This is a genomic window from Paraburkholderia sediminicola (assembly GCF_046027355.1).
Lineage (GTDB): Bacteria > Pseudomonadota > Gammaproteobacteria > Burkholderiales > Burkholderiaceae > Paraburkholderia > Paraburkholderia sediminicola_B.
Map to the genome: position 1 here is coordinate 113,453 of NZ_JAQQEK010000004.1, position 26,677 is coordinate 140,129.

The 26,677-nt window shown below is 64.4% G+C and carries 21 protein-coding genes; 5 read left to right on the forward strand and 16 right to left on the reverse strand.

The genetic code is table 11. The features are described from left to right. Window positions 1–38: 38 nt before the first annotated feature. From PQR42_RS08850 to PQR42_RS08860, 3 genes are all read right to left on the reverse strand, one after another. Window positions 39–434, reverse strand: coding sequence for a CesT family type III secretion system chaperone (locus tag PQR42_RS08850; RefSeq protein ID WP_408212550.1), 396 nt, complete (start codon window positions 432–434; stop codon window positions 39–41). A gap of 79 nt (window positions 435–513) precedes the next feature. Then, the gene (locus PQR42_RS08855; protein WP_408386280.1) at window positions 514–2,835 is read right to left on the reverse strand and encodes a glutamate cyclase domain-containing protein; all 2,322 of its coding nucleotides are present in this window, start codon (window positions 2,833–2,835) and stop codon (window positions 514–516) included. A gap of 333 nt (window positions 2,836–3,168) precedes the next feature. Then, entirely contained in the window at window positions 3,169–3,999 is an 831-nt protein-coding gene (locus PQR42_RS08860) for a hypothetical protein (RefSeq protein ID WP_408386278.1), read from the reverse strand. Window positions 4,000–4,278: 279 nt separating this feature from the next. Here PQR42_RS08860 and PQR42_RS08865 point away from each other — a divergent pair, with 279 nt between their 5' ends. Together PQR42_RS08865 and PQR42_RS08870 are read left to right on the forward strand one after the other, a co-directional pair. Beyond that, on the forward strand, window positions 4,279–5,010 hold the full coding sequence (locus tag PQR42_RS08865) for a DUF3455 domain-containing protein (RefSeq protein ID WP_408386276.1): 732 nt from the start codon (window positions 4,279–4,281) through the stop codon (window positions 5,008–5,010). 63 nt (window positions 5,011–5,073) lie between these two features. Next, window positions 5,074–8,658, forward strand: coding sequence for a hypothetical protein (locus PQR42_RS08870; RefSeq protein WP_408386274.1), 3,585 nt, complete (start codon window positions 5,074–5,076; stop codon window positions 8,656–8,658). Between the two features lie 62 nt (window positions 8,659–8,720). On the opposite strand, the gene PQR42_RS08875 is transcribed toward PQR42_RS08870, so the two are convergent. The 4 genes from PQR42_RS08875 to PQR42_RS08890 all read right to left on the reverse strand — a co-directional run bounded on the left by PQR42_RS08875 (window position 8,721) and on the right by PQR42_RS08890 (window position 13,449). Beyond that, window positions 8,721–10,070, reverse strand: a complete 1,350-nt coding sequence (locus PQR42_RS08875) for a polysaccharide pyruvyl transferase family protein (RefSeq protein ID WP_408386273.1) — start codon at window positions 10,068–10,070, stop codon at window positions 8,721–8,723. Beyond that, entirely contained in the window at window positions 10,067–11,938 is a 1,872-nt protein-coding gene (menD, locus tag PQR42_RS08880; protein WP_408386271.1) for a 2-succinyl-5-enolpyruvyl-6-hydroxy-3-cyclohexene-1-carboxylic-acid synthase, read from the reverse strand. Before menD ends, PQR42_RS08875 begins: the two co-directional genes overlap by 4 nt. Then, window positions 11,935–13,023 carry an aromatic ring-hydroxylating dioxygenase subunit alpha gene (locus PQR42_RS08885; RefSeq protein ID WP_408386269.1) on the reverse strand — a complete coding sequence of 363 codons (1,089 nt, stop codon included), beginning with the start codon at window positions 13,021–13,023 and terminating at the stop codon, window positions 11,935–11,937. The genes menD and PQR42_RS08885 overlap by 4 nt, the downstream gene beginning before the upstream one ends. 165 nt (window positions 13,024–13,188) lie before the next feature. Beyond that, window positions 13,189–13,449 (reverse strand): hypothetical protein, encoded by a 261-nt coding sequence (locus PQR42_RS08890; RefSeq protein ID WP_408386267.1) that lies wholly within the window; start codon window positions 13,447–13,449, stop codon window positions 13,189–13,191. Between the two features lie 100 nt (window positions 13,450–13,549). On the opposite strand from PQR42_RS08890, the gene PQR42_RS08895 reads away from it, so the two are divergent. Beyond that, a complete protein-coding gene (locus PQR42_RS08895; protein ID WP_408386265.1) occupies window positions 13,550–14,575 on the forward strand; it encodes a winged helix-turn-helix domain-containing protein in 1,026 nt (341 codons plus the stop codon). Window positions 14,576–14,652: 77 nt separating this feature from the next. Here PQR42_RS08895 and sctC read toward each other — a convergent pair whose 3' ends face one another. The 9 genes from sctC to PQR42_RS08940 all read right to left on the reverse strand — a co-directional run bounded on the left by sctC (window position 14,653) and on the right by PQR42_RS08940 (window position 23,054). Beyond that, entirely contained in the window at window positions 14,653–16,491 is a 1,839-nt protein-coding gene (gene sctC / locus PQR42_RS08900) for a type III secretion system outer membrane ring subunit SctC (protein ID WP_408386263.1), read from the reverse strand. Between the two features lie 233 nt (window positions 16,492–16,724). After that, window positions 16,725–17,555 carry a type III secretion system export apparatus subunit SctT gene (gene sctT / locus PQR42_RS08905; RefSeq protein ID WP_408386261.1) on the reverse strand — a complete coding sequence of 277 codons (831 nt, stop codon included), beginning with the start codon at window positions 17,553–17,555 and terminating at the stop codon, window positions 16,725–16,727. Window positions 17,556–17,655: 100 nt separating this feature from the next. Beyond that, a complete protein-coding gene (locus PQR42_RS08910; RefSeq protein WP_408386259.1) occupies window positions 17,656–18,174 on the reverse strand; it encodes a type III secretion protein in 519 nt (172 codons plus the stop codon). Between the two features lie 4 nt (window positions 18,175–18,178). After that, entirely contained in the window at window positions 18,179–19,579 is a 1,401-nt protein-coding gene (gene sctN, locus PQR42_RS08915; RefSeq protein ID WP_408493618.1) for a type III secretion system ATPase SctN, read from the reverse strand. 18 nt (window positions 19,580–19,597) lie between these two features. After that, entirely contained in the window at window positions 19,598–20,488 is an 891-nt protein-coding gene (sctL, locus tag PQR42_RS08920; protein ID WP_408386255.1) for a type III secretion system stator protein SctL, read from the reverse strand. After that, window positions 20,473–21,222, reverse strand: coding sequence for a type III secretion protein HrpB4 (locus PQR42_RS08925; protein WP_408386253.1), 750 nt, complete (start codon window positions 21,220–21,222; stop codon window positions 20,473–20,475). The genes sctL and PQR42_RS08925 overlap by 16 nt, the downstream gene beginning before the upstream one ends. Continuing rightward, entirely contained in the window at window positions 21,222–22,043 is an 822-nt protein-coding gene (gene sctJ, locus PQR42_RS08930) for a type III secretion system inner membrane ring lipoprotein SctJ (RefSeq protein ID WP_408386251.1), read from the reverse strand. The genes PQR42_RS08925 and sctJ overlap by 1 nt, the downstream gene beginning before the upstream one ends. Before the next feature lie 3 nt (window positions 22,044–22,046). Then, window positions 22,047–22,430 carry a type III secretion protein HrpB2 gene (locus tag PQR42_RS08935; RefSeq protein ID WP_408386249.1) on the reverse strand — a complete coding sequence of 128 codons (384 nt, stop codon included), beginning with the start codon at window positions 22,428–22,430 and terminating at the stop codon, window positions 22,047–22,049. 48 nt (window positions 22,431–22,478) lie between these two features. Then, the gene (locus PQR42_RS08940; RefSeq protein WP_408386247.1) at window positions 22,479–23,054 is read right to left on the reverse strand and encodes an HrpB1 family type III secretion system apparatus protein; all 576 of its coding nucleotides are present in this window, start codon (window positions 23,052–23,054) and stop codon (window positions 22,479–22,481) included. Window positions 23,055–23,458: 404 nt separating this feature from the next. Here PQR42_RS08940 and sctU point away from each other — a divergent pair, with 404 nt between their 5' ends. Both sctU and sctV read left to right on the forward strand, forming a co-directional pair. Further along, on the forward strand, window positions 23,459–24,547 hold the full coding sequence (gene sctU / locus PQR42_RS08945) for a type III secretion system export apparatus subunit SctU (protein ID WP_408386245.1): 1,089 nt from the start codon (window positions 23,459–23,461) through the stop codon (window positions 24,545–24,547). 24 nt (window positions 24,548–24,571) lie between these two features. Next, the gene (gene sctV / locus PQR42_RS08950; protein ID WP_408212490.1) at window positions 24,572–26,656 is read left to right on the forward strand and encodes a type III secretion system export apparatus subunit SctV; all 2,085 of its coding nucleotides are present in this window, start codon (window positions 24,572–24,574) and stop codon (window positions 26,654–26,656) included. The last annotated feature ends 21 nt before the right edge of the window (window positions 26,657–26,677 follow it).

The window sequence follows — 26,677 nt, forward strand, 5'->3', positions numbered from 1 at the left end:
GCGCGGCGTAATCGGCCTTGATGAACCTGCCGCGGGTTCTAGCTGAGCGCCAACGCCTGAACGCCAAGATCGGCGACAAAGCGGATCAATGCATCCAGTAGCCGCTGTCCCGAGGCCTCCTCGTCGAGGCGATAGCGAAACGAATAAAACAGATTGCCGTTATTCGGATGCAGGCTGAGCGCGCCGCGCTGCCCGGCACTCAGTTCGAAATTGAGTTTCATGAACGTCTTGTACGCATCGGCATGCGCATCAGGCATCGGTCCCAGGTCGATAAATACCTGCATCACGTCGGGATCGAGCGCGTCGTTATAAAACATCGAAACGAAATTGTCGTCGACCTGCAGAAAGCCGCCCTCGATCAGCGCCTCTGGCGATTCGAAACCGACCACCTGGCAGAGTTCTTCAACGACACGTTGGAATTGCGAAATATTCATGGGAGTTCACCAGGATGGATATATTGACGATGCGCCGCCGGGGGCGGCGCATCGAGTGTCAGGTCAGCGGGAAGAGACGTTACTGCGGGCGGTTTTCCGGACCTTTACCGCCCTCCTGGCCCAGGCGCCGCGTAGCCGGCGCCCGGCGCGGCTGCCGCACGGATGGTGCTACGCGTTCTTCGCTTTCCCGCAGTCGCGGCAGGACGCGGAGACTGAATCTCCGGCCAAACCCGTTGACGTGGAACACCTTCGCGCCGTTACCCAATACCGCGTTCGCCGATTCCTGGACCTTCGGGCGGCTGCCGGTCGTGAGAACCAGCGGATGGCCGTGGTAGATGCGGTCGCCGGTATCGATGATCTGCGATTCGATATGCGCCGCGAGTGCGTTCGCCTGGTATTCGATCGGGTCGATAACCTTGACATGCCCCAGCCCACGTTTCTCCATGGCCTTCTCGACGTGTCGCTTGAGCCCCGGAAAATGGGTGCAGCACAACCATACCGATGTCGCGTCAGCCGGTATCTGGTCCACAAACTTTTGCACCAGTGCATCGACCCTTTCCTGCACGCCCTTATCGGTAGCCAGGTGATCGAGATCATTGACTGCGTTCGCCCAACCCGGAGCGGCGACCGCATATCCGTCGTTCAACTTGATGCCGCGCTTCGATTCGTCCGGATGTTTCGCGGCGTGTGCTGCAATCAGGTTCGGATAAGTGAACGACTCCGCGGTGATTCTGGTCGACAGCATGGCCGGCCGCGCGCCTCCGTGCTCGACTATCGCCGCGGCAGTGGTATCGGTCACATTGAAAACATTGGGGCCGAACGGCTCGTTGACCGTACCCATCGTGTTGCAATCGATGGCAATGCAATCCGGATTGACCTTTCGCGCCGACTCCACGATATCTCGCGTACGCTTTGCGACCTCCTCCTTCGTCAAGTCACCGTATGCGCCCGCGCCGTGGTCCGCCAGCACAACGAACTGGACTGGGCGCGTCGATCGATGCTTGAGAAAATTGGTCATCGCCGCCACTGCGTGGAGAACGCCATCGCCGGAATCGACAGCGGCAATGATCGCGTTTCCAGATGCGCGCTGCACGCCCTGCTTGTTCGGTGTCAAATCCGAGGCGTAGTTGCGCAGCATGTCGAGCATTGCGAAATGAATGTTCATCCCGAAACCGTCGACACCCGTGGCGCCCTTTCCATCGGCAGTCGGCTCGTTCAGGACACTGCCGCGTGTCACGCCATCCACCGCGCCTGCAGCCAGCGAGGCCTTGACCGCCGCCGCGTATTGTTCGTTGGTGACTAGATGATCAAGCTTACCGGTGGTGAGCTGCTCCACCGCCGCGCCGAGAGCAAGACCGCCAAGATTCGAGTTCCACGCCGTAAGGACCACGTCGGCGGGCACCGCAGCGGCCATTTTTTCCCCGTTCAGCGCGAGCGGAATGTTCTTCAATCCGGCCGTGCCGGCCTCGTTACCGCCATCGCCAATGCCGATGGTCGTGATGCCCCGCTTTTTGGCGTTGATCATCACCTGATCGACTGGCCCATTGAACGGGTTGATATTGATGCCGCGCATGTTGAGGCGCTTGCCCTTTTCGTTGCGGCTCGGCAGTTCGAGCGCGACCACGGCGTCCGGACGATGCTGATCGAGAAGCTGGTCGGCCCGTCTCGCCGCCGCTTCGCTTCCGTGCGGCTCGTCTATCACGTCGAAATGCATGAACTTCTCGGCTTCCGGGTTCAGCGCCCGCATCGACGCGCGCAATACCGACTCGTTGGCTTTGTCGGTAATGAACGTAACGACTTTACCCATGCCGATCAGCGAATGCGCAAGCGCAGCGGCGCCCGCGGGCCCATCGGTTTCCGGCAAGGGAGAGCCGTCCTTACGTTTGTCGACCGAGAACCCGGTAAGTATCGTCACTCGTTCGGCGTGTTGTAGCGACTCTGCAGAACGCTTCAAACCGCCTTCGGCGTGGAACTTGTCGATGCCGCGCTTGGTGAAGAACGTGAGCACGCGATCGAGGTTTCTCCACGCAGGCGCATTCTGGGCCTCTATAGCCTGTTCTTCTTTCGACAGGGCCGGTGTATTGGCCTCGGGCGCGGCCGCGGTTTGCGAAGCCGCGATGCGGTTTGCCGCCTTAGCTGCGCTGTCGGCCGTCGCCGTGGTGACTCGCAGGGCGACCTTCCTCGATCGCTGACCTAACGCTTTCTTGATGTCCTCGGTGGCGCTGCTCCGAGTCTCCGGATTAGCGAGATCCTCCAGCTTCCTGGACGCGCCGGCCAGTTTCCTGGCTGCGTGCTGGAGCAAACTCTTTTTGCCCTCCGGCTGCGGTGTCCCCTCCGCCGTTTCTACAGGGATGTCCGGCAGTGCTCCACCGGACGCACCGACTCTTCCACTATCGCTCATGACAGTTTACCTTTCTGATTTGCATTGTTTGAATTGCCGCTATCGGAATCGTCGAGCGGGGCACGCGCGGCGAGCGCACCCGGCATAAGAGATGAGGTCGAGCCAGCCGGCAGCTGCTCGGCACACCTGCGCAACAGCGCTTCGAGTCTCGCATTCACCCGGAACCTATCGCATCACTCTAACGACCCGAACCATTCCGAACTTCCACGGCGCGATGTCATGGACAACGAAACGAAGTTTTCACAGACAATGCTTACAGGATTGAAAAATATCGGCTCAACACATTGCCAGATACGAAACAAACCGCGTGAGGATCTGCTGTTCGAGCCTCGCTCATTTCTCCAGGTACACCGCGTTGCTCAGATTACCGGTGTAGCTGTCGTATGAAACCACCTGCGGATGTCCCGCCGCCGATGTGTTGTTCGAACCGATCAGCGTAATCTTGCCGTGGCTGTTGCTCGCAACCAGTTCGGTATGCTGATCGCCGCCCTCGATGCACACATCGCCCGGTTTCGCCTGGCTCCTGCTGACGACATGCCAGCCGTCCTTCCTGAGCTCACTCGACAGTTGCGCGACGCTGACCGTATGCTGGGATCCGGACAGTTCGCCGGCTTTCTGCAAAACCGCGGACACGAAGTTCGCGCAACATTCGTTGTTCGGCGCGTTGTTCGTCATCGGTACGGCCTGATCGGCCTTGAGGCTGGCCGCCGACTGGCCGCGCAGCTTTTCGGCGATGCTGGCCGGATTGCCGGAGCCCACCGACGTCACGTTCGCCCCGCCGCCCGCGCTCGCGGTGGAACCGCCCGACGCCTTCGTCATCGCCAGACAAAGGGCGAGGAGTGCTTCGTCGAATGGGCTGAGCGAAAACTTGCTGACCGTCTTGCGAAAACCGGCGTAAGCCGAACTCGTCTGCACCTTGTTTTGCCACTTGCCCCAGGCCGAGCCGACGGCGGCCGATTGTTTCTGCAGATCACCGTCGTATTTATCCAGCGTCGTATCGGCGGTGGATGCTTTTTCCTGTATCTCCTGCTCCCACTTTTCAAAGTCCGATAATTCCGCGTCGGGTTGGGCTTCGGATTGTTGCGAGTGCGAAAGCGAGTCGTATGCGGGCGTCGCAAACACGGTCGACTCATACGAGGACGTGAGCAATGAGCTATTCGACATGACGGTTCCTTGAAAGACGAGAGCAATCCGTGCCGGCAGCCCAATCGCAAACGAAGCCACGCACGACTCACGGGATGAACCCAACTGACTGTACGGCAGCCATTTGCGGGGATAGCCGCGCGGGCGCATCGATGCGTAAGGAAACGAAGCTGTCGATGCGTGGTGGGTGGCCTAGATTGCTACGCAACCTCATTCAGAACTTCGGGTCGGTTCGTGTCATCGGCATACATTTCGGGTCTACTGCGAACGACCTAACATCCGCAAAGCTTGCTGCTCTGAATGAAACTCTCTGCTGCTGCGTCATGCGCCCGAGGCTCTGCGTCGATCGCGCCCACCGATGACCGCTCGCGGCTGTCCATCGTGGCCCTCATGCTGGCTGTTGGCATGCTCGCGGGATGCGCGACGAAGTCACCGCCACAACCGGTTCCGACCGTCAATGAAACGCTGCCGGCGACACTGCGCGCGACCTCCGGCGAGGTACTGCAGGACGTGCTGACAGCGACCGGCGACGCGATATACCGTTGCAAACGCAACGGCGCGCAGTTGTCGTGGGCCGGAGGACACACCGAAGCAACCCTCGTCGATAAAGGGCGCAACAATGTCGGCACCGTGATGCCCGACTCCTACTTCGCAGCGTATGACGGCAGTTACCTGATCGGTCGTGTCGGCAGCGAGGAAATCTTCACGGGAAGCGCGCTGCCCTGGCAACGGCTCACCGCCCACGGCAAGCGCGGACTGGCAGCGAGCGAAGGACGCTTCGCTCGCGTGACCTCGGTGCAGCGCGTGCGCACCAAGGGCGGCATTCCTCCCGATGCAGCCTGCTCTCAGGAAGGCGTTTCGCTTTACGTGCCTTATTCGGCCACCTACCTGTTTTATCGCGCGGCGCAGGCCGGTGAACCAACGTCGCCGACGCCGCCGTTCACGCCGGGCGAAACGGCGCCGGCCGATGAACGAGCCGCGCCCGAGTCGCACACATTGGTACCGGTTACTGCCGCCGTGCAAAGCCAGTAGAGCCTTTTTTCGCGTACCCGGGCTTGACCGCTTGCGAACCCACTGTCGATGTTGGAGAAGCAGATGAAATTCAATCCCCTTGAACGGGCAGCCCAATTTTTTCTGCATTTGGACAACGCGGGCGGCACGACCGAGCCCGAGGCTGCAGCGTCAAGGGCAACGCCTCGGCAGCCTCAAGACGGACCAGACGGCGACACGGTCGGCCGGCTCAAACGAATCGGCGATCGCCTTGCGAGCAACCCGGCCACGCGCCTTTTTCGTGTTGCAAACACGACCACCGTCAAGCTTGAAAGCACGACGTCGAGCGCGGGAACGCTCGCCAATCCAACCGCGGATTCGGAATTTCCACGACCGCTGCGCAAGCAACCTGTCAACCTCGATAAAGCGCCAGTCGGCGACGAAATTCGCATAGGGCCGGGGGGCCGCGTGATGGGCACCAGTTCCGTCCAACGCGTGACCACGCAACTGGTTACTCGCGGCGACGAGAGAGCCGGTGTGCCCGGACTGAAGCTTTTCAGTCCGTACGTCGTTCGCGAGCAACTGAGGCGAACGCGCCACCGCAAGTTGACGGCAGAAGCGCGTCAATGGGCCGATAACGTCGCCCTGCATGTCAGCCGACCGACCGCTACCGTCCGCGAACTCTTTCCTATTCCGGACAATGACGATCCGCGCGTGCAATCCCAGCACAACGCCGATTTCAAAAGGCTGATCGACCGCCTGACGACGCCACGGCCGAGACCGCTGCATGCCAGCGAGGCCCTGCCCGCGAGAGTGGAACCCCTACCGCCAGGTTGCGCGCTGCCGGTGGCGACAGCGCTCGCCGATGCCAGCGGTGGCGACCTTGCGCTCGCCAACCGGATCCTCGATCGCCTTCAACTGCCGCTCGATATCAACGCGGAGGAACCCGACGAAACACGATCCGACCTCGAAGAACGGACATGGCAATGCGCGCAGCAACTCGCCCATGTCAAGACTTCCGCGCTCGAAGGTTTGCTGCGCTTGCAGTTCGGCGAGGCGGCGCCTGACGCCGAGCGCGGCGTCGGGCAAGCCGCGCGGCTGATCGTCTACCTGCAGGCCGGTCATATGCTGCGCACTCTCGACGAGGATCTCAACGCTCAACCGCACTCGCTCAACGACCGGCGTGCGCACGACCGCAACGTCAACGATCTCGCCGCACGGCAGGCCATGCAGGCATTGACAGCCGCACGTCATCTGCCGCCCAACCCGGCTGACGCGTGGGATATCGGTGATTGCGAACCCGAAGAGATCACTTCCTATCGAACCTGGCAAATGGGATTCGTCGAGAACGGCCCAGGCTCGCCGCTGGACAAGGCGTCGAAGCTGCTGTTCGAAGGCTGCACCGACTGGGTCGAGCGTGGCGCAAAACGTCAGGCCCTAGTGGATCGTACGCAAGGCACCATCGCCGGCGCGCCGCCCGGGCAGCGCCTGAAGATCATGAGAGCACGCGCGGAACTCGCAATCAAGGACACGCCGGTCGCGTTGCTTGGTAAAGGCACGCCGTATCGCTCGATGGACAACATGCTTGGTGCAGATGTGTCGTTTTACGACACGACGCGCGGCGCGTACGACCGCGCGCTGATCGAGGTGCGTAGCGGTGTCCTCGCGCACAGTCGTGACACGCTGGGCGAGGCGGCCACGACCGGCACGATGCTGGCGCGCGCTCTCAATATCGAGCGTCTCGGCGCCTGGGAGAAGGCCCGACCGACCGTGCCGTACGACGCCAAACCGCGTGAGCTGCGGATAAGGCGTCCGCAGTCGTACACGATCAGCGAGCGTAAAGCGGGAAGGATGTGGGACGACGCGCGCGCGCATGTCGAAGCCTTGAGCACGCGGGAGCCAAACAACGCCATCGCGCGGCGCACGCTCGCTGTGTTCGACGATCCGCAAAAGCGCGATGCGTTCGTCAAGGAAATGCGCCACGGCGCGCCGGGCGACGATGCGAAGAACGGGTTCACCCTGCGCGCCCTCGAACGCTGGATGACCGAAAGCGGCATCGACCAGTATTCGCCTGAACTCGCTGAACCGCTGCACGAGCGGATCGCCCAGGCGCGCCTGTTGACGAAGCAGCCCGGCGTTGCCCCACTCGTGGAGATTACCGCGGCGAACATTCGCAAGCAGCAGATCAAGATGACGGAGACGAACGTCTACGGTACGGTCTACTCGTTCTACGACGGTGGGACAGTTGGCGTCGACACCAGCTTGTGGGCCAGCCCCAAAACGCCGTTCAAAGGCCTGCTTTCGGTCGGTCCGATCGGAGTGGCAACGCTGTCGAACGAGGTGGTGTATGCCGCCGGTTCCGCCTATAACGGCGGCCAGATCCAGTACGGCAGGCGCCGACGCCTGACCACCTCGATCGGCGCGCAGGGCTTTGCCGGCTTCGCGGGCAAAGTCGGCTCGAGAAGAGGCATTGCCGGACTCACCGGCTCCGCGACCGCCAGCGCGGCATTGTCGCGTGAGGAAACGGCCGTGATACGGACGCAGCGCGGTTCGGCTGCGCGGCTCGGGCGTACGCCCGATCCCGACGACTCGCGCAAACACACCCGGGAAATGATCACGGCTCTGTGGGACGCGGCCGCGCTGACCGCGGAAGGCGGCTCACATGAGGAATTCATGCACGTCTGGGCTGAGCGGGTTGCAGGCAATCCACGCATCTCGCTAGTGATGCAAACCAATGGCGGCACGACCCTCAGTACGACGCCGGTGACACTGGGCGCCGCGGTGCGCGCCAACATCGAAAACGAAGCGCCCGCGCCGAACCGTTTTGGCGTCTTCGCAAACGGCGGCGCGACCGGGTTGTTCGTTAGCGGCAATCGCACGGAAATCGGCTCGCAAAACAATCAGGTCAATTCGACCAGTGTGCAGATGAACGCGACGGTCTCCGCCGGTGCGCAATTTGCACCGCGTGCGATCACTGCCGGAGATGGCACGGGCGAGATCAAGTCGGTCAATCCGGCCAGCAAGACCGTGCTCTCCGGGTCGGTGGATTTCGCCAGGGTCGGACGTACTGGCCTCATTTACCTGTCGAGCGATGCGCGCGGTCTGATGCCCGAATCCTCGCTGCGCGACGTGATGTACACCAACCCGGATGACTTTGTGCATAACATCAGGAACAACCCCTCCTGGCAAGCCGCTATTGGCCCAGCACGGCTGCAACAGTTCTTCGAGGAAATCCTGCAGGAATCCAGCGGTGAATTTTCATTCGGCGAACGCTGGGTGATCAAGCCAGATCGCCTCCCCGCGTTGAACCACTACATCACGATGTGCCACATCTGGCGCGATAAGAAAGACAAGGCGCAAAACGGTCGCGAGCGCAGGGAATGCGACGCGAAAATCGCCGCCCTGGAACTGCTATTGCGCGCGGGGCTGGACGATCCGTCGGCTTGGCAACCGATGGGTCTGTACACGTTCCGGACGACCTCCCGCAGCAGCTCGCAAGGGTCCAAATGGGGCGCACGCGCGTCGCACGATGCGACCTGGTCCGGCACGAACCTGACGAAATGGGAACCCGCCGCGCCGCCCGCTCCGGAAGAAGGCGCTCAGAGCGGCGAGACGCCGGCAAACACGACGAGCAGCACGGTGGTGAGCGCGGGCCCCGGCACGGGCAGTCAGCCCGACGCCACCGCGTAGTATCGCGGGCCGGCGTTGAACGCGGCACGTTGCGCGCCTGCAAAAAGGCGCGCCGAGCCGCGCTACCCCACCGCCGCCCGCAACGCCTCCCCCATCGCGGCAAAGCGAACCCGCTCGCGCTCCGCGAACGTGTGGCTGTGCCGCGTCAATGAAGCATCACCGCACAGCGCATCGAGCGCGCGAGCCGCGCCGTGCGGATCGTCACACGCCGTATGCCAGCCAGCGAGCCCGGCTTCGAGAAGCAACCGGTCGATCCGTTCATCCATCGACAGCCCGTACACCGGAATGCCGCGCGCAACCGCCAGCACCGCCGCGTGATACCTCGTCGTGACCACGCATGCCGCATGACCCACGGCGCCCGCCACGTCATCGAGGGTGGCCTCGCCGCGCGCGATGCAAGGCATCGAAAAATCCACGTGCGCGGCGATGTCAGCGCAGGCGGCACGGTCGAGTTGCTCCATCGCGATCAGCACCGGCGTGAAACCATCCGCGCGCAGACCAGCCGCGATCCGCGCGAAGCGTTCGATGTAGCCGCGATAGGCAAGCGCGCGAGCGCCGTCCCACGTATGAAAATAGCGGCCCGCGTAACGCGGCGGCATGCCGTGCGGCGCGGCCGATCCCTCGTGCGCCGCGGTACCCCGCGGCGTCACCGGCCACCAGAACGGATTGGCCGGGCAGAGCGCGGCAACTTTGCCGCCGAGCGAGCGCACTCGCGCCGTCGCACGCGGCGCGAACGTCCACGCGCTGTCCGCGCCCGCTTGCGCGACGATGCCGAGCGCGGCCAGTGCTTCGCGCGCGGCTTCGTTGCGGCATAGAATCTCGACACCGTCGGCCGTCTGTTGCGCGAAACGCGTCAACGCCGGCGTCATCGCGCCGCTGTCAATGCCGTACGCGAACGCTGGCCGTCCGTACGCGGCCGCGAGCGCCGCCCCGCCGATCAGAAGCGCCGCCAGCGCATCCGAAAACTTCGACGTATAGGTCGAACCTTCGACGTTCAGCACAAGATCGTATGAAGGCATCGCCTGCGCGAGCAGGTCGGGCGCATACGGCAGGAGCGGCTGCAATTTGCGAACCGCCGCCAGCACCGGATGATCAAACAGATTGCCGCGCGCGAAGAGTTCAATGTCCAGACGACGCGTCGCAAATACAGCGGATAGTTGCCGGATGGTTTCGATCGTGCGCAGATCCGCGCCGGTGTTGCCCGCGCCCGCGTAGCTCAGCAACAACACGCGCAGCGGCGCGCCGTGTCGTGCGTGTCGTGCGAGTCGCCGCGGCTCGACACACCGCGCGCGGGCGGCCTCGATGCGTTCCAGCATGTCGGCAAAAAATATTTCATCCGGCGTCGCCGAGCTTTCGTAACGCCGTAGTGCATCGAGCGAAGCGGCGGCGGTGGTGGCGAAGATCGCGCTCATCGGCTGGGTACGACACGCGGTTGCGCGAGCGCGCGAAGCTGTTCCAGCGCGGAATGCGCCGGCACGTCGAGTTCGACAATGCTGAGGCCCGGATGGCGTGCGCCCCGCTGCAATGCGTCGTGCAGCGACGCGCGCTCGGCGGCTCGCCGGTAACGCAGTCCGAAACCCGCGGCGAGCGCGCCGAAGTCGATGTCGTATGGATTGCGCACCGCGCGCTCGCAACCCGGCGCACTCGACACCGGCAAGAAATCGAAGATCGCGCCGCCACGGTTGTTGACCACGCAAACGCATGCGGGAGTCGTAATCCGCTGTGCCGTGCCGAGCGCGGGCAGATCGTGCAGGAACGCCTGATCGCCGATGATGAGCAGCCCCGCAGCGCCCGTCGCCATCGATTCGCCGATGAAAGTCGACAGCGTGCCGTCGATGCCGGACACACCGCGGCTCGTATAGACGGTCTGCGAGACCGCGCGATTGTCGTAAAAGATGTCGGCGTGCCGCACCGGCATCGAGTTGCCGACATGCATGAACGCAAATCCATCGGCTGCGATGCACGCGTGCATCGCGACCGCTTCGCCCCATGGCAGCGACGCGAGACGCGCCGCGCGCAACGCACGCCCGTCGCTCGCGAGACGCGCCCACATCGCGCGCCAGGCGGGCTCGACGCAACGGCTTCCGGTAGTCGGAGCCGCGCCGCCGGTCAGCGCTTCGGCGAGCGCGACGAGCGTGGCGTCGCCGGGGCTGACCAGCACGTCGCGCGGATCCAGCGTGGGATGCAGATAGTCACGCACCGGCCGGCTCCGCGCGATCCTGATCGTGCGCGCCGGATGCGCGCCCAGATACGCCAGCGCGAGCGGGGAAACCGGCGCGTGCCCGGCGCGAATCACCAGATCGGGCGCCATCTGAGCAAGCGGTGAGGCTTGCGCGAACACGTCGAAGCCGGACAGCACCAGCGCATTGCAATCGGACTCGATGCCCGAGCGCACACCGCTCGCCGCGTCGGCGAGCACGGGGAAACCCGTTGCGTGCGCAAGTTTGCGAATCGCTTCGGGCGCGATTTCGGGATCGGGACCAGCGACGATCAGACCGCGCAGCAAACCTGGACGACGGCCCGTCGATGCCAACACACGCGCCGCCATCCGGCGCGCTGAATCGGCCTCGCCTGTGTCGTCGCCACGATTGCCAGCGCCGCTACGAGCGCCGCCGCGCAGCGTGACGGCCGACCCGCCGCCCTGCCCATCTGGCGCACACAAACGCTCCAGCATGTCGCAAGTCGCGCGGCTCACCGCCGACGGTTCGCTCGAATCGAACACCCCGGCGAGCGGCACGTTGATATGCACGGGACCGTCGACCCACGCCGCCAGCGTGCGCGTCACTGCTTCGTGCGTCGCTCGCAGCGCCGCCGGGTCGTCGCTGGGATCGGCTAGATCGATCTGGCTGCGCACGAACGGCCCGCACGCGCCGATATGATCGGCCATCTGCCCGAAGCCCGCACCGCGCAACGCCTGCGGACGGTCGCAACTCACGACGACCAGCGGAATATTGCAGGCATCCGCCTCCATGAGCGCGGGCACCACATTGCCGACCGCCGAGCCGGACGTCGTGACGATCGCCACCGGTTCGCCGCTCGCCTTGGCCATCCCCAAGGCGATGAACGCGCCGCTGCGTTCCTCCGCGCACGCCATCCGCCCGACGATGCGCGGGTCCGCGTCGAACACGATACACATGAGCGACGAGCGTCCTCCGCTGCACAGCACGACGCGCGTCACACCGGTGCTGCACACGGCGTCCACGACGCAGCGGACCCAGGCTTCGTTCAATGACGCCGGCGCGGTCCCGACACGATTCGGCTCCGAGACCGTCGCCGTCATTCGGCCGGCTCCCTGAGCGTGCCGGCGGGCGTGCCCTGCGCAGCCGCGCGGCCCGCGTTGCGCTCGCCGGCAATCAAGCGCTCCATGATGCGGCGCGCGCGCAGCGCGCCGGCATCGATCGGCAGCAGTACCGGACGTAGCGACCAGAAATCGCTCGTGCCGATAGCCCGCTGCTGCGCTTCGAGCATCGGCAGATCTTCATCGCGAAACGGCTGCATCAAACCTTCGATCGCGGCGCGCACAAGCATGGCGGCCGCGTCGCCCATCGCGCGAGGCAAGCCGAAAGCAAAGAAATAATGGGTACTGGTTGCCGTTTGCGGCGTCAGCCAGTGAGCGGATAGGCCGACGCGCGCGGTGTCCGGCGACGCGCCGGTTTCGGCCACGCGCACGAACACCGTCAGCAGTCCCGGCGGTTTCCAGCGCACGTCGAGGCGCCGGTCCGCGAGCACGCCACGCGCGAGGCCGAAAGTATCCGCGACGAGCGGCTGCAGCCGTTCTGCCGTCATGTCGCGGCGAACCCAGACCGTGTCGTCCTGTTCGATTGCCTGCACGCTGCCATGCGCCATCGCGTCGCTGCCGAGCGTGGCCGGATGCAGATACTGGAAGTGGCTGAGGTCGAGCAGATTGTCCGCGCTCAATTGATAGCCGGCGTTCGTCAGCAGGTAGCCATCGCTCGTCACGTTGTGCTCGGGATCGAGAAAATCGAAGTCCGGCAGCGGCGCGGCGTCGGCGCGCCGCGGGTCGCCGGGCCAGATCCAGATCGCGCCGTATCGCTCCCGCACCGGATAACGCCGCACCGTCGCGGCGGGTGGCACGCGTCCATCGCCGTGCGGGTTGAACACACACGCGCCGGAGGTTCCAAAACGCAGGCCGTGATATGGACACTCCAGCGCACCATCGATCAGACGCCCGCGCGACAACGGTGCGAACCGGTGCGGGCAGCGATCGTCGAGCGCTATGGCCGCGCCGCCCGCATCGCGGTACAGCACGACCGGATGCTCCAGCACGGTGCGGGCAAGCAACCCTGACGCGGTGACTTCATGGCTGAACGCCGCGACGTACCACGCGTTGAACAAAAACGGCATTGACTGGCTTCGCGTCGACCACCCGCGCCTTTTGATGTTGAGCCTGCATACGATTGTCGATCCGATGTTAAAGAAGCCGCCTGGCGACACGCTCAACAATGCTCATACGCACTAGCGGACGCTTTTCGCCTGACAATTGGCGGATATCGCAGGGCAATCCTCAAATCAGCTTAACAAAGGCTTTCTCCACTGAAAGAAAAGTTCGATGTCTTCAGTCAGGGCAAGGCCTTCAGGCTGCTGAAAGCACGCGAGCTGTAAGGATTTAAACGCCGTTTTGAAAACGATTTCACACACGCCTGGGCCGGCCGCGGAATCGCCACGAAAGGCACGCAGCAAGGAAACCGGCGGCCGGAAGTTGCTCGGGGCCATTGCCGGGAACCGCTCACCCGCTCGCGCTTTGAAACACAATGTTACATAGCTGGTCATCGCGGCGCCTTACCGTCCATTTCAAACGGAATGCGTGGAGCCGCGAAGTGCGACGACTCGTCCACTCGCGCACGCAGCACCGTCGACTCGTGGAGGAAAAATGAAGCTTGCCATCATGGCGAGGAACGTCGCGCTTTTTAGCGCGATCTGTCAGTGCTTCAAGGCCGATGACGCGACGTGTGGCCAGTTCGGCGATCCGGCGGCGCTGACCCGTGCGATCGATATCGACAGCTACGATGCGATCCTGATCGACGCGAACCTCGAAGAAGACGAGCTGCTGCCGCTGCTCGCCCGACTTTCAACCGATTTCGCGCGCCGTGCCGCGCTGATCGTGATTGGCGTGCCCCACGACTGTCCCCGCATCGACCAACTGTTCGCTGCGGGCGCGGACAACGTCGTGCTGGCTCCGGTCGATCCGCGCGAATTGATGCTGCGCGTGCACCTTACGCTGCGGCGGTTCCAGCCGGTGCAAAACGTGGATGCGGACGATCACCTCGAATACGGTCTTTATCAGCTCGACCGCAGCACGTGCACCGTGCGGATCGGCAGCGACGCGATACGCCTGACGTCGCGCGAGTTCGCGATTGCATGGCTCCTGTTTTCGCGCCCCGGCGAGTACATCAGCCGCCGGCAGATCGCTGGCGCGGTCTGGAGCAGTTCGGAAGATATCGTCGGGCGCAGTCTGGAGCAGCACATCTACAAGCTGCGCAAGAAACTCGAGCTCAACGGCCCACACGGCGTCCAGCTGCGCACCATGTACGCCCACGGCTACCGCATCGAACTCGCCGGCGAGGTCATGACAGAAATGCCGGAACCGATACCCGCATTGACGACGGCGCGCCAGCCGGCCGTATCGACGGATAACGCGTCGCGACGGATCGCGGCAATCGCGAACGCACCGCGCCGCCGCGTGCGCGCCGGCCACGCGGTAGCGGACGTGTTCGCATCGCCCGGGACGCAGCACGCGGAGATTCATCCGGCCGACAGCCCGGCGGCATGCAATGCGGCGCCGTGGCCCGATCCGGCCGCGGCGAGCGTCGCCGACTGCAGTACCAGCAGCCCGAAGGTGAAGTGCGTGCGTTGGCCGGTCGCCACCTTCCCGTCGCGCACCCGCTGCGTCAACTGAGCGTTAACTGAGCGTTACCGGCCAACGGCTGAATGGCGATCGGGCTTCAATCCGGCGCGCGCGTCAAGCAGGCCTGCTCAGAACTCGATGACGCGCGGCGATAGGAGGAACAGCCGCTCCATATGGCTATGTTCGTCGTTGCGATAGCGGAACAGCCCGCCGAGGAACGGAATCTTCGACAGCACGGGCACGCCGTTTTCGCCGTTGGTCGAGCTGTCGACCTTGTAGCCCGCGATCAGCAGACTCTCGCCTTGCGTCACGAACGACTCGGTGTTGATCGTGCTGGTCGTGATGATCGGGATGTTGTCGACCTGCTGCGAGGTGACCGAGCCGTCCTCGATATGCACGTTCAGCTTGATCTGCGTCTGGCCATTTTCCTCGACCACGAGCGGCAGCACGCGCAGCGACACGCCGGTCGACACGCTATACAGATCCGCTGACGTATAACCCGACACGCGCACGAAAAAGCGCGTCTTCTGATCCATCAACGCTTCCACGTTGTTGAGCGTCGCGACCGTCGGGCTCGCGTCGATGCGCGCGAGATTGCTCTGTTGCAACGCGTTGACGCGCGCGAGCAGATAGCGTCCCGCATTGCCCAGCACCGCCGTCAGCGACGCGCCCGCCGGCGTCGTGCTGATGACCGTGGCGCCGTCCTGCAGCGTCTGCGTGCCGAAGATCGGATTGATGTTGCCGTTATAGCCGTTCTGTTGGGTGGTGCCATTGCCGGTCTGGAAATCCAGGTGACTGTTGTGCGCGCGCCAGTCGACACCGATCTGCTTGAGTGCGTCGTCGTCGATTTCAATGATGTGCGCTTCGATCTCGATCAGCTTCGGCTTCACGTCGAGTTGATCGACCAGTGTCCGGTACTGGTCGAGACGCTGTGGCAGATCGCGGATCAGCACGGAGTTGGTACGCGCATCGGCTTCGATCACCGGCAGCGACTGTGACCCGCCGCCAAACGTATCGGCGACGCCGCTGGCGCTCGACCCCGCTTCGCTGCCGCCATACCACGACAGCACCGGCATGTTGCCCTGCGGGCTGCCGCCCGCGGCCATGCCGCTCAGCAGGCCGCCAAGCCCTGGCGCCGGCGCGCCGTTGGGACCGAGCGAAGCGGGCAACGGCGGGTTGATTCCACTTTCTGGCGCGCCGCCCAACCTGCTGCCCGTGACGTCCTGCATCGGTTGCAAACGGCGCACGGTGGGCTCCGTCGCGCTGCGAAAGCCCGGAATGCTATAGCCGCTTCTCGCGCCGGCGCCCGCACCGTCGGTGTGATACATGCTCGACAACAGGTTCGCGACGCCGGTCACCGTCACCGTCTTGCCGTCGATCTCGACGTTATGGTCGGCGGCCCAGGCGTGGCGCAACGGAAACACGCGGATTACCGAGCCCGTGCGTTGGCCGGTGCTGTCGTCGAGCCGCCGCGCGATCTCCGCGACGAGTTGAACATAAGGCGCAGGCCCGCTCACCAGCGCGGTGCCCTGCTTGTCGTCGTAAGTGAGCGGGAAACGCGTGTTGTCGACATGCAGTTGCTGAAGCGCCGAACGCAGATCGTTGGTGGTCGCGTGGTCGAGCTTGACGATCTGGCGCGTCACACCGTTAGCATCGCTGATCGACAGCACACTGCCGTCGTAGAACCAGACAAAGCCGAAGGTCGACGCGAGCGTGTCGAGAAAACGCTGCGGTGACATATCGAAGTGTCCCGTCACCGTGCCGTGTACGTCCCCCGAGATCGTGGCCGGCACGCCCTGCCCCGCCGTGAAATCGCGCAGCACGTCCTTGAGGTCCTGGCCTTCGGCCACGACGTGGACCGTGGCGCCGCGCCAGTTGATCGTCGCGGCATCGGCCAGTTGGCCGGCGAACGCGATTGCAAGAGACGCCGCCAGCGTGGCCGCGCGCATGAGCCGTTTCTTCTTCATGGATTTCGTATTGGTTGGGAGTAAGCCGCGGCTGTCGCTGCCGCGGCATGTCGGAGACCGTAGCGCGGCCGTTCGGGAATCTCGGGCAGCGTATAGCGCAGCGCCAGAAGATGAGCGAAACGCATAAACGCAATGTATCGAAGCGTCTGTTTCACATCTTCAACAAATCTGACTATGCGCACGTATTTGAGAAGGGTTGAGATTTGCGTTGGCACGGCACCACGAACGGCATGCTATTTCCTCGGCGGGTCGGTTTTCGGCGGCTCGGCGACGTTTCGCAACTGGTCGGAGAGGTGAGTCAGCATCAGTTGGTCCTTGACTTCATTGACGAAGATTCCCGCCAGCAACGCCAGCATCAGTACGGCGAGCGTGCCCTTGACAGGCTGGCTCAGCGTCATCAGGTCCAGCTTGTCGGCGGATTTCGCGCCGAAGCCGAACGCCAGATCGACGAGCACCAGGATGAACAGCATGGGCGCGGCAAGCTTGGCGGTGGTCTGCATCAGCGAATCGGTTTGCTGCAGGACGAAGCTTTCGAGCACGTTCGATGCAACCGGCGTCGACGACGTCAGCGGCCACCAGTGATACGACTCGTACAGCACGCCGAGCAGAAACATCATTCCGCCGAAAGTCCAGAAGGCCGCGCTGGCGATCTGCATGAGCAGTGTGGCTGTCGGCGTCGACTGATCCTCGCGCAGCGGATTGGTCAACTGCACGTTGTTGTAGCCTGTCAGATCGTCGACATAGGTGCCGGCCGCTTCCGCCACCCAGAACACGCTCGATGCCGCGAAGCCGAGCACGAGCCCGATCACCGCTTCTCTCATCAATATCTCGACCAGCACGACGCCCGACAGCGACGTCATCAGCGAGGCCGGCTGACCGTAGGCGATGAACGAACTGAACAGCACGACGACGCCGTTGCGCACGACACCTTGCAGGATTCCGTCGGCGGTCGGCGGAAACAGGTAGAGCACGATAAAAAGGCGCGTCGAACAGACACCGATCAGCGCAAGCAGGCCAGTCGCGCTCGCCGCGAGTTGCGGCAGCGTGGTAAGGGAATCGTTCATCGCCAATGTTTAGAGTGCGCACGACAGCGGCCCGCAGGACGGCGGCGCAACGCGAGCCTCGCGATGGCCGCGACAAGGCCGACGCCTGCAGCGCGATCGCTCATGCGTGCTTGCCCGACGCGCCGCGAATCCGTGCGAGCGCCGACTCTTCGGCCTCTTCGTCGGCAGCATCGTTGGCGGCCGCCTCCAGCGTGCGGCCGATGCCGACGATACGTTCGTTGCACATGTCGATACGTCCGCGGTTATTCGCAATCGCTCGCGCTGCCGCGGCGACTTCGCCGGCACGTGCTTCCACGGCTTGCTCCAGCGCGGCAAGCTCGCTTTCCAGCGCGCGCAACTGTTCCGCGACAAGTTCCGCGAAGCGCATGCGGTCCGTCATCTCGGTCAATGAAAACGCTTCGTTGCCGCTCATCATCCGGGCGATGCGGTCATGACAGGGCGCGAGCGTGCCGCGTTTAGCCTGTACGGCGGATAATTTTTCGTCGCGGCCTTGCACCGCCCGCTCGTGTTCGGCGCGACGCGACGCGAGCGTGGCACGCAGCGTGTCCTCGAGCCGGGTCCGGCGCGCGGTGGTCCGGCGTAGCGCAAGCAGGCGGCGATCGTTCGCGGACGTCGTCATCGGCTCACCCGCGCGCCAACGCGAAGAGGCGCGCTTCGGTGTCTTCGGGCGCGGTGAATTCGTTGGTTCCTTGCGACAGAAACGCGCGAATCGCCTCGATCTTGCGGATCGCTTCGTCGGCGAGCGGATTGTTGCCCGGCTGGTATTCGCCGATCTGCAACAGCATCTCGACTTCGCGATGCTTGGCCAGCAGTTCACGCAGATGCGCGGCGGCCCGCACGTATTCGGCGGTCATCACCTGCGGCATGACGCGCGACAGGCTCGCGAGCACGTCGATTGCCGGGTACTGGTTTTTCGCCGCGATGTCCCGCGACAGGATCATGTGGCCGTCGAGAATCCCGCGCACTTCCTCGGCAATCGGATCGCTGCCAGATTCGTCCTCGGCGAGAACCGTGTACAGGCCGGTAATCGAACCGCGCGGACCCATGCCGGCACGCTCCAGAAGGCGCGGCAACTCGGCGAAGATCGACGGCGGAAAACCTCGCCGCGCGGGCGGCTCGCCCGCCGCCAGACCGATCTCTCGCTGCGCGCGCGCGAAGCGCGTCAACGAATCCATCATCAGCAGAACCCGCAGGCCCTGATCGCGAAAATGCTCGGCGATCGCGGTCGCGACATAGGCGGCCTTGGCGCGTTCGATCGACGAGCGGTCGGAGGTCGCGCACACCACGATCGAGCGCTGCATGCCTGCCGGGCCGAGTATCAGTTCCACGAATTCGCGTACTTCGCGACCGCGTTCGCCGATCAGCGCGATCACCGTCACGTCGCATTGGGCGCCGCGTGCGAACATGCCGAGCAAGGTGCTTTTACCAACGCCCGCGGGCGCGAAAATACCCATGCGCTGCCCCTCGGCCAGCGTCATCATGCCGTCGACGACGCGCACGCCGGTGGCGATCGGCAGTTCGATCATCTGCCGGCTCATCGGATCGGGCGGACTCGCGAACACCGGCCGCTCCTCGTCGGCGTCGATCGGCCCGAGTCCGTCGATTGGCTCGCCAAGGCTGTCGATCACGCGGCCGAGCAGCGCATCGCCGACCCGCACCGAGAGCGGCCGGCCGAGTCCCACGACCTGGGTCGAGCGGGAAATCTCGGCGAGCCGCGAAAACGGCGACAACAGCGCGACATCGCGAGTAAAACCGATCACCTCGGCAAGTTGCAACAGTTCGCCATGCGCCGAACGCAGTTCGCACAATTCGCCGAGCGTCACGTCGAGACCGCCCACTTTCACGAGCGTGCCGATCACTTCGAGCACCTTGCCGGTCCGCGCGATATTGCGGGTCGAGAGAATCTCGTGCTCGATCGCGTCGGTCAGACGCTCGACCTCGCGCAAGCGGCGTGGCGGGATCGCGTCCGGCGCGCTGGCCACGTTCGTGACGTTCGGCGGGTTGGGTCCGGTTGGCAGATTCATCGTCGGAGTCCGGCGCGCCTAGTCGGGTGCGAAGGCTGCGCGGCGCGAGACGTCACCGGCGGCTGCGTCATCGTTTGCGTCGGCGTCGCCATATGCATCGTCCGTACCGGACGGCAATGGAGTCTGGTCGCCGGTTTCATCGCTGCCGGCATCAGCGGCGTCGGACGGATCGCCGTCGCGCATGATCGCCGACTGCTTGAGCGCGCGCGCGACCGCCGAGCGCATCGCGCGCAATTGCGTCGCGAGACTCGCATCGACCGCGCCGAAATCGGACTCGCAAAGGCAACTGCCCGGTTCGAGCCGCTTGTCCGCCACCACCGACAGCGGAAACGGCCGGCCGACTTCACGCCAGCGCGTCGCGAGGCGTTCGAACGCATCACGGGCCTTGTCGTAATCGCCCGGACTGACAGCGACGCGCAAATACGTCGCGCCCTCGACGATCCGGTCGACCGTGCTCAGCGCGCGCTCGAACAACTGGTCGGCCTGCTGCACCTGGACAATCTGTTCGACGGCGACGGTGACGATCTCGGCGAGTCGCTCGCGCATCTTCATCTGCGTGCGCCGCTGGTCGGCGCCCGCACTCGCGAGCCGTTCGACCCAGTCGGCCAGCGCATGCTGTTCGCCGTCACGATAACCCTGTTCGGCGGCGCTGTTGTATTCCTCGCGCGCGGCATCGAGAATCGCGCGCGCCTCTTCGCGAGCGTGTGCCACGAGCGCGATTGCCTCGTCGCGCGCCGCGTCGAGTGTCGCCTGACGGTCGGCCTCCAGTTGCGCGTAAGCGGCGTCGATTTCCAGCAGCGCGCCGAATGTCTCGCGCGGAATTACGTCCGCGTGCACGCCGACACGCGCCGCGGCGGTGTCGGGTTGATCGCCGTCGAGGCGCCGGTCTGCTCTCAGCCAGATAACCACGGCCACTCCGGAAGCAGTTCAGGGAGACTCGCGAGCACCCGCGCCGTGCCGCCCGGATCGACTTCGCGCCCGCCATCGGCGAACCATGCGGGCTCGCCCAGGCCCACCGGCAAGGCAAGGCGCAACAGTACGAAAGGCGCGACGCCGCTGCGCGCATCGCGCAACATCAACGCGCAGCCTTCCTGCGCCAGGAGCTCGGCATCGACACGATCGAGCGCCGGAAAGCGGCTGGGTCCGCCGAGCCGGCCAGGATCCAGCACGTGCGAAGCCGGCGCAGTGCGAGACCTGTCGGCGAGCGCGGCGCCGTTCGCCCAAATCGCCATCAACTGATCGATCGGCAAACCCACCCACTCCGAAATCTGCCGGCGGCTGCGCTTGTCGATCAGACGCCGAACCTCGGCACGGCGCAGAAACAGCGAGCGCATCCGCAGCACGCGCTGTCCCTGCGCCGCAGGCAGCGCGTCGAGCACGGCCGGGTTGGGCGAGCGCAGCGCGTCGAACGGCGGCGTGCGGACGCCGGCGAACTCGATCAGCGCCAGCGAGCAGGCGTCGAGATGCGCACGCGGGGCCGTGGCAAGCGCGGTGCGCAGGCCGCCGAGTTCAGCGGGTTCAGCGCCGAGCGCCGCTTCGAGCCACGACGGATGCGCCCAGCGCACCGCGTCGCGCGCATTGCGCTCGTACGCGGCGAAGGCCGCGGCCGCGCGCGCGAACGGAAATACCGTGGATGCGCCCATCAGGCAGCCGGCGATGATCTGGTTCGCTTGACCCGCAACCAGAGCGCACCCAGCTTCGCGCCGACCTGGCCGGCGCCGGACGCCGCCGCCATGCCGCGCCTGATCCACAGATAAAGTCCCGCGGTGCACACGAGGAAGAACAGCGCGGCGACGCCGATCACCCGCAACGGCGATTGCGTCTGCGGCACCTTCGACAGATCGACCGGATCGGCGGGCACGGCCGTGACGCTGACCGCGTCATAGGTCAGCCCTTCGACGCTATGCGTCACGAGCGTCTTGATCTGTGGCACCAGCGCGCTCGCATCCGAGTCGGGCCGGTATTTGATGAACACCGATGCCGACGACGGCTTGATCTGCTGCGCGAGCGGATCGTTGTTCGGCAGCACGATCTGCACGCGGGCAACCATCACGCCGTCGATCCTGGACAACGTCGACGACAGTTCCTGCGATAGCCCGTAAATAAATCGCACGCGTTCCTCGGTCGGCGTCGACACGAGTCCGTCCTTCTTGAACAGGTTGCCGAGATCGTCGTAGCGGCTGTGGGGCAAGCCGCGCGCGCGCAGCGCTTCCATCGCGCGCATGATCTGTCCGTCGTCGACCTCGAGCGCCCACGTCTTGCCGTTGTCCGTGGTCGCCTTCGACGCATCGACGCCCTGTTCGAGCAGCGCCACCACCATCTCGTTGACGTCCTGCTCCGACAGGTTGCCGTAAAGCTCCTTCTGGCAACCGGCCAGCACGACACATAGCGCGAGCGCGGCACACAGAGCGGCGCCGCGGGCGGCGCGCATTGGACCGGCTGAGCCGGCATGAAATCGACGCATGATCTACTGGTTTTTCATCAGGGTTTCGACCGAGGACTTCGACGAATTGACGACGCCCATCTTCGCTTCCATGTCGAGTTGTGTCTGTGCGAGTTCGAGCGACACCTTGATCGCACCGGACGTGAGTTCGCCAATCGACATGTTCGATGTCTGGTCGGAAAACGTGGTCACGTCGGAGACCGCCTGCTGCAACTCGGCGTCCTGCGCGGCGGCCAGTTTCCCGACCATGCCGGTATCGCCCGCACGGTCCGCGGGCGCCTCCATTCGCGGGTTCTGCATGAGCGCCTTGAAGCGCTCGCCGGCCTGCTGCATCGACGGATCCGTGCCGGCCTGGGTCGCGGATTTGACTGCGGCTGCGAGCTGCGCTGAAGTGACGGACGGGGTCATGGCCGGTCTCCGGATTGCGTGGATAGCGTGTCGCGGATCATCCGCGGATCAGATACGTAGATAACCTTGTTGCGCGATCGCTTCGTCCTGCAACGGCGCAACCTTCGGCGCTTCCAGAAGCGGCTCGCTCTGGTCGTCCTCATCGCTCAATAACGCGATCGACAGCGGAACCTCGAACTTGCCAGTCGTCTCCAGAGCAAGCGTTGCTTCGCGCAGATCGTCTTTGGCCTTGAGCGCGCGCACCAGCTTGCGCGCATTGCGGTCCGTCGTTTCCTCCAGGACTTGCGCCGCCCATTGACGCCAGTCGTCATCGCCCCTGGACGACAGACAGAGCGCCATCAAGGCCTTGGCGTACCAGAAACCCGGCGCCGCGGCGCTCACCTGCGTCAGCACGTGGATCGCATCGTCCCAATGCCCGCGCTGAATATGCAGCATGGCCTCGAACGCGCCGAGTTCGGCTAGCTTCGGACGCAACACGCGAGTAGCGTCGAGCACCGCCTCGACATCTTCCGGATTGACGCGTGGAACGGTATCGCCATAGTTCAATGCGGCCGAAAGGATGTCGATCAAACCGCAAACGATGTCATAACTGCAGTCGAGATGGTTCGGCGTAGTGACGCTCATGGCGTGGCGCTCCTGCGAATTGAAAGTCGACGAATCGACGAAGTCCGCGACCAACACTCGCACGGACTTCGATCGGCACCGATACCCGAAGATACTGGCCACGGCCCGCCCATTTCCAGTGCGACACGAAGCAAACGCAACAGGAACGAAGCATCCGGGCGACCCTGTTGCATTGAAACCGGGGCGCCCCGCGCATGCGAACCGGCCTCTCGCTTCGCTTCGTGCGCGCCTGCTTCGCACCGGCCGACCCACAAGCGAGCCAGTGCCGGTACCGTCGGAACTCGAATGCCGACAGGCGCCGGTGGGCGGCGTCTGCCGGTGCAACGGCAGGCACGTGCCGACAGGCGGCACGTGCCACGGCGGCCTCCGTCATCGCGTCTGCAACGGTTGCCTGAGGATGTCCGATGAGTGAAGAAAAAACCGAAAAGCCCACCGACAAACGGCTCAGGGACGCGCGCAAGGACGGCGAAACCGCGAAAAGCAGCGATCTGACCGAAGCCGCCACGATGACGGCGGTGATCGGTACGCTGTTCGTCGGAGCGGGGCTGTTTGCCGGCGCGTTTCGCACCATCGTCGTCACCGCGCTCGATTTCGTCTCCGACGATCATTCGCTGCCGGAGATGATTGCGCGGCTGGTCGGGATCGGCAGCGAAGCGCTGCTGATCATCTTGCCGTGCGTGCTGGCCGCCGCGGTGGCGGTCGTCGGCACGTCGATCGCGCAGGTCGGCTTTCAGATCACGACCAAGCCGGTCGTGCCCGATCCGTCGCATGTCAGTCCGATGGCCGGGTTGAAGCGGATTTTCACGTGGCGCACGCTGATCGAACTGGGCAAGGCTCTTCTGAACGCCGTGATTCTGGGCTTCGTGATGTGGGTGACGATCCGCTCGATGATGCCGTTGATCGTCGGCTCGCTGTATCAGACGCTGCCCGCGCTGTCGAAGCTGTTCTGGGACCTGCTGCTCAAACTGTGCGCCGTTGCCGCGACGGTCTTCGTCGTGATTGGCGCAATCGATGCAAAGCTGCAGCAGGCTCTGTTTCTGCGCCAGATGCGCATGTCCAAGGACGAAGTGAAACGCGAACGCAAGCAGCAGGACGGCGATCCGAAGATCAAGCGCGAGCGCAAGCGGCTCGCGCGCGAACTGATCAATTCGGCCGCGCCACGCCTGCGCGTCGGCCTCGCGAATGCGCTGATCGTCAATCCGACCCACTACGCGGTGGCGATCCGCTATGCGCCGGGCGAACATCCGCTGCCGCTCGTGACCGCCAAGGGCGTCGACGAAAGCGCGGCGCAACTGCGGCAGTTCGCGCAGGAGGCCGGTGTGCCGATTTTCGGCAATCCGCCGGTGGCGCGCGCACTTTACAAGGTCGATGTCGACGAACCGATTCCGGAAGAACTGTTCGAAGCGGTCGCGGCGATCCTGCGCTGGGTCGACGCAATCGGCGCAAGAAAACAGACAGCGGACAGCGTCGATGCTGTGCGCAAGCTGCGTTGACCACGGCGGATCAGGAGAATAACCATGTCAAAGGCACTGAGACTGCCCGCAATCGGCGAAGTCGGTATCGCGCTGCTGGTCGTGGCGATCATCTCGCTGATGATCCTGCCGCTGCCGCCCACGCTGATCGATATCCTGCTCGCGCTCAACATCACGATCAGCGTGACCTTGCTGATGATTACGATGTACGTGCCGAACGTCGTGTCGTTATCGGTGTTTCCGTCGTTGCTGCTGTTCACGACGCTGTACCGGCTGTCGCTGAACATCGCGTCGACCAAATCGATCCTGTTACACGCGGACGCCGGGCACATCATCGAAAGCTTCGGCGAACTGGTGGTCGGCGGCAATCTGGTGGTGGGACTCGTGGTGTTCGTGATCATCACCACGGTGCAGTTCATCGTGATTGCCAAAGGTTCGGAGCGGGTCGCCGAAGTCGGCGCGCGCTTCACGCTCGACGCGTTACCGGGCAAGCAGATGAGCATCGACGCCGATTTGCGCGCCAACCTGCTGACGCCGGACGAAGCACGCCGCAAGCGCGCCACGCTCGCCGTCGAGAGCCAATTGCACGGCGGCATGGACGGCGCGATGAAATTCGTCAAAGGCGACGCAGTGGCCGGCCTCATCATCACGATGATCAACATCGTCGCCGGGATCGCGGTGGGTGTCGCGTATCACGACATGTCGGCGGCCGAATCCGCGAACCGCTTTTCGATCCTGTCGGTCGGCGATGCGATGGTCTCGCAGATTCCATCGCTGCTGCTGTCGGTCGCGGCGGGCGTGATGATTACGCGGGTAGCCGACGAGCGCGACGCGAAACCGCTGTCGCTCGGCGATGAAATCGGCCGCCAGCTATCGAGCAGCGCGCGCGCGCTTTACTTCGCCGCGCTGCTGCTGATCGGCTTCGCGGCCGTGCCGGGTTTTCCGACCGCGCTGTTCCTGCTGCTGTCGGCGATCCTCGCGTTCTGCGGCTTCCGGCTCGGCAAGCGCACGCCCGCTTCGTCGTCGCACGGCAGCGACCCCGTCAACTCGATGCAGCGCTCGGGTTCGAAGGCCGACGTGCCGGCCATCATGACGCGCCCGCCGCAATTCGCCTGCCCTCTCGGCGTGCGGATTGCGCCGGAACTGGTGGGACGCCTGTCGTCCGCCGCGCTCGAAAAATCGTTCGAAAGCGAGCGCGCGCGGCTTCAGGAATATCTCGGCCTGCCGTTTCCGGGCATCACGATGTGGACGACGGACGCCTTGCCGCCTTCAACCTGCGAACTGCTGATGCACGACGTGCCGTATTGCACGATCGAATTGCCGCCCGGCAAGGTGATGTTGCCGGAGCCCGGCCTGGCCGGCAAAAACCCGCAGATCGAAGCCGAACGGGCCGAACTCGCAGCCCGCGCCGAGCAACTCAAGGGGCTCGACGGCGGCCCCGGCCCGACCTTTTGGGTCGACGAAAAGTCGCTGCCGCCCAAGGCGTCGGCGTGGCGCGCCGAGCAGGTCATCGCGCACGCGTCGGTCGCGATGCTGCGGCGTCACGCGCAGCTGTTTCTCGGCATCCAGGAAGTGCAGTGGATCCTCGACCAGCAAAATGCCGAATATCCCGGCCTCGTCGCCGAGGTGCAGAAAGTGCTGCCGCCGCAACGGATCGCCGATGTGTTGCGGCGTCTGCTCGAAGAGCAGATTTCGATCCGAAATATCCGCAACATTCTGGAGAGCCTGATTGTCTGGGGCGCGAAAGAAAAAGACATGCTGATGCTGACCGAGTACGTACGCGGTGACCTCGCGCGTTTTCTCGCGCATCGCGCGACCGGCGGCGAGCGGAAATTGTCGTCGGTGCTGTTCGATCTTCCGGTCGAGCAGCATATTCGCCAGGCGATCAAGCAGACGCCGACCGGCAACTATCTCGCGCTGCCGCCCGACGAAGTCAACTTCCTGATCGACAAGATCCAGTCGTTCGTCGGCGACGTGCCACGCGAGGGCGTCGCGCTCGTGACGTCGATGGATATCCGGCGTTACGTGCGGCGCATGATCGAGGCGCGGCTCGGCTGGCTATCCGTGTATTCGTTTCAGGAACTCGGCGATCACGTCGAAGTGCTGCCGCTCGGCCGCGTGACCATCTGAACCCGGCTGCCCGCACCGCTT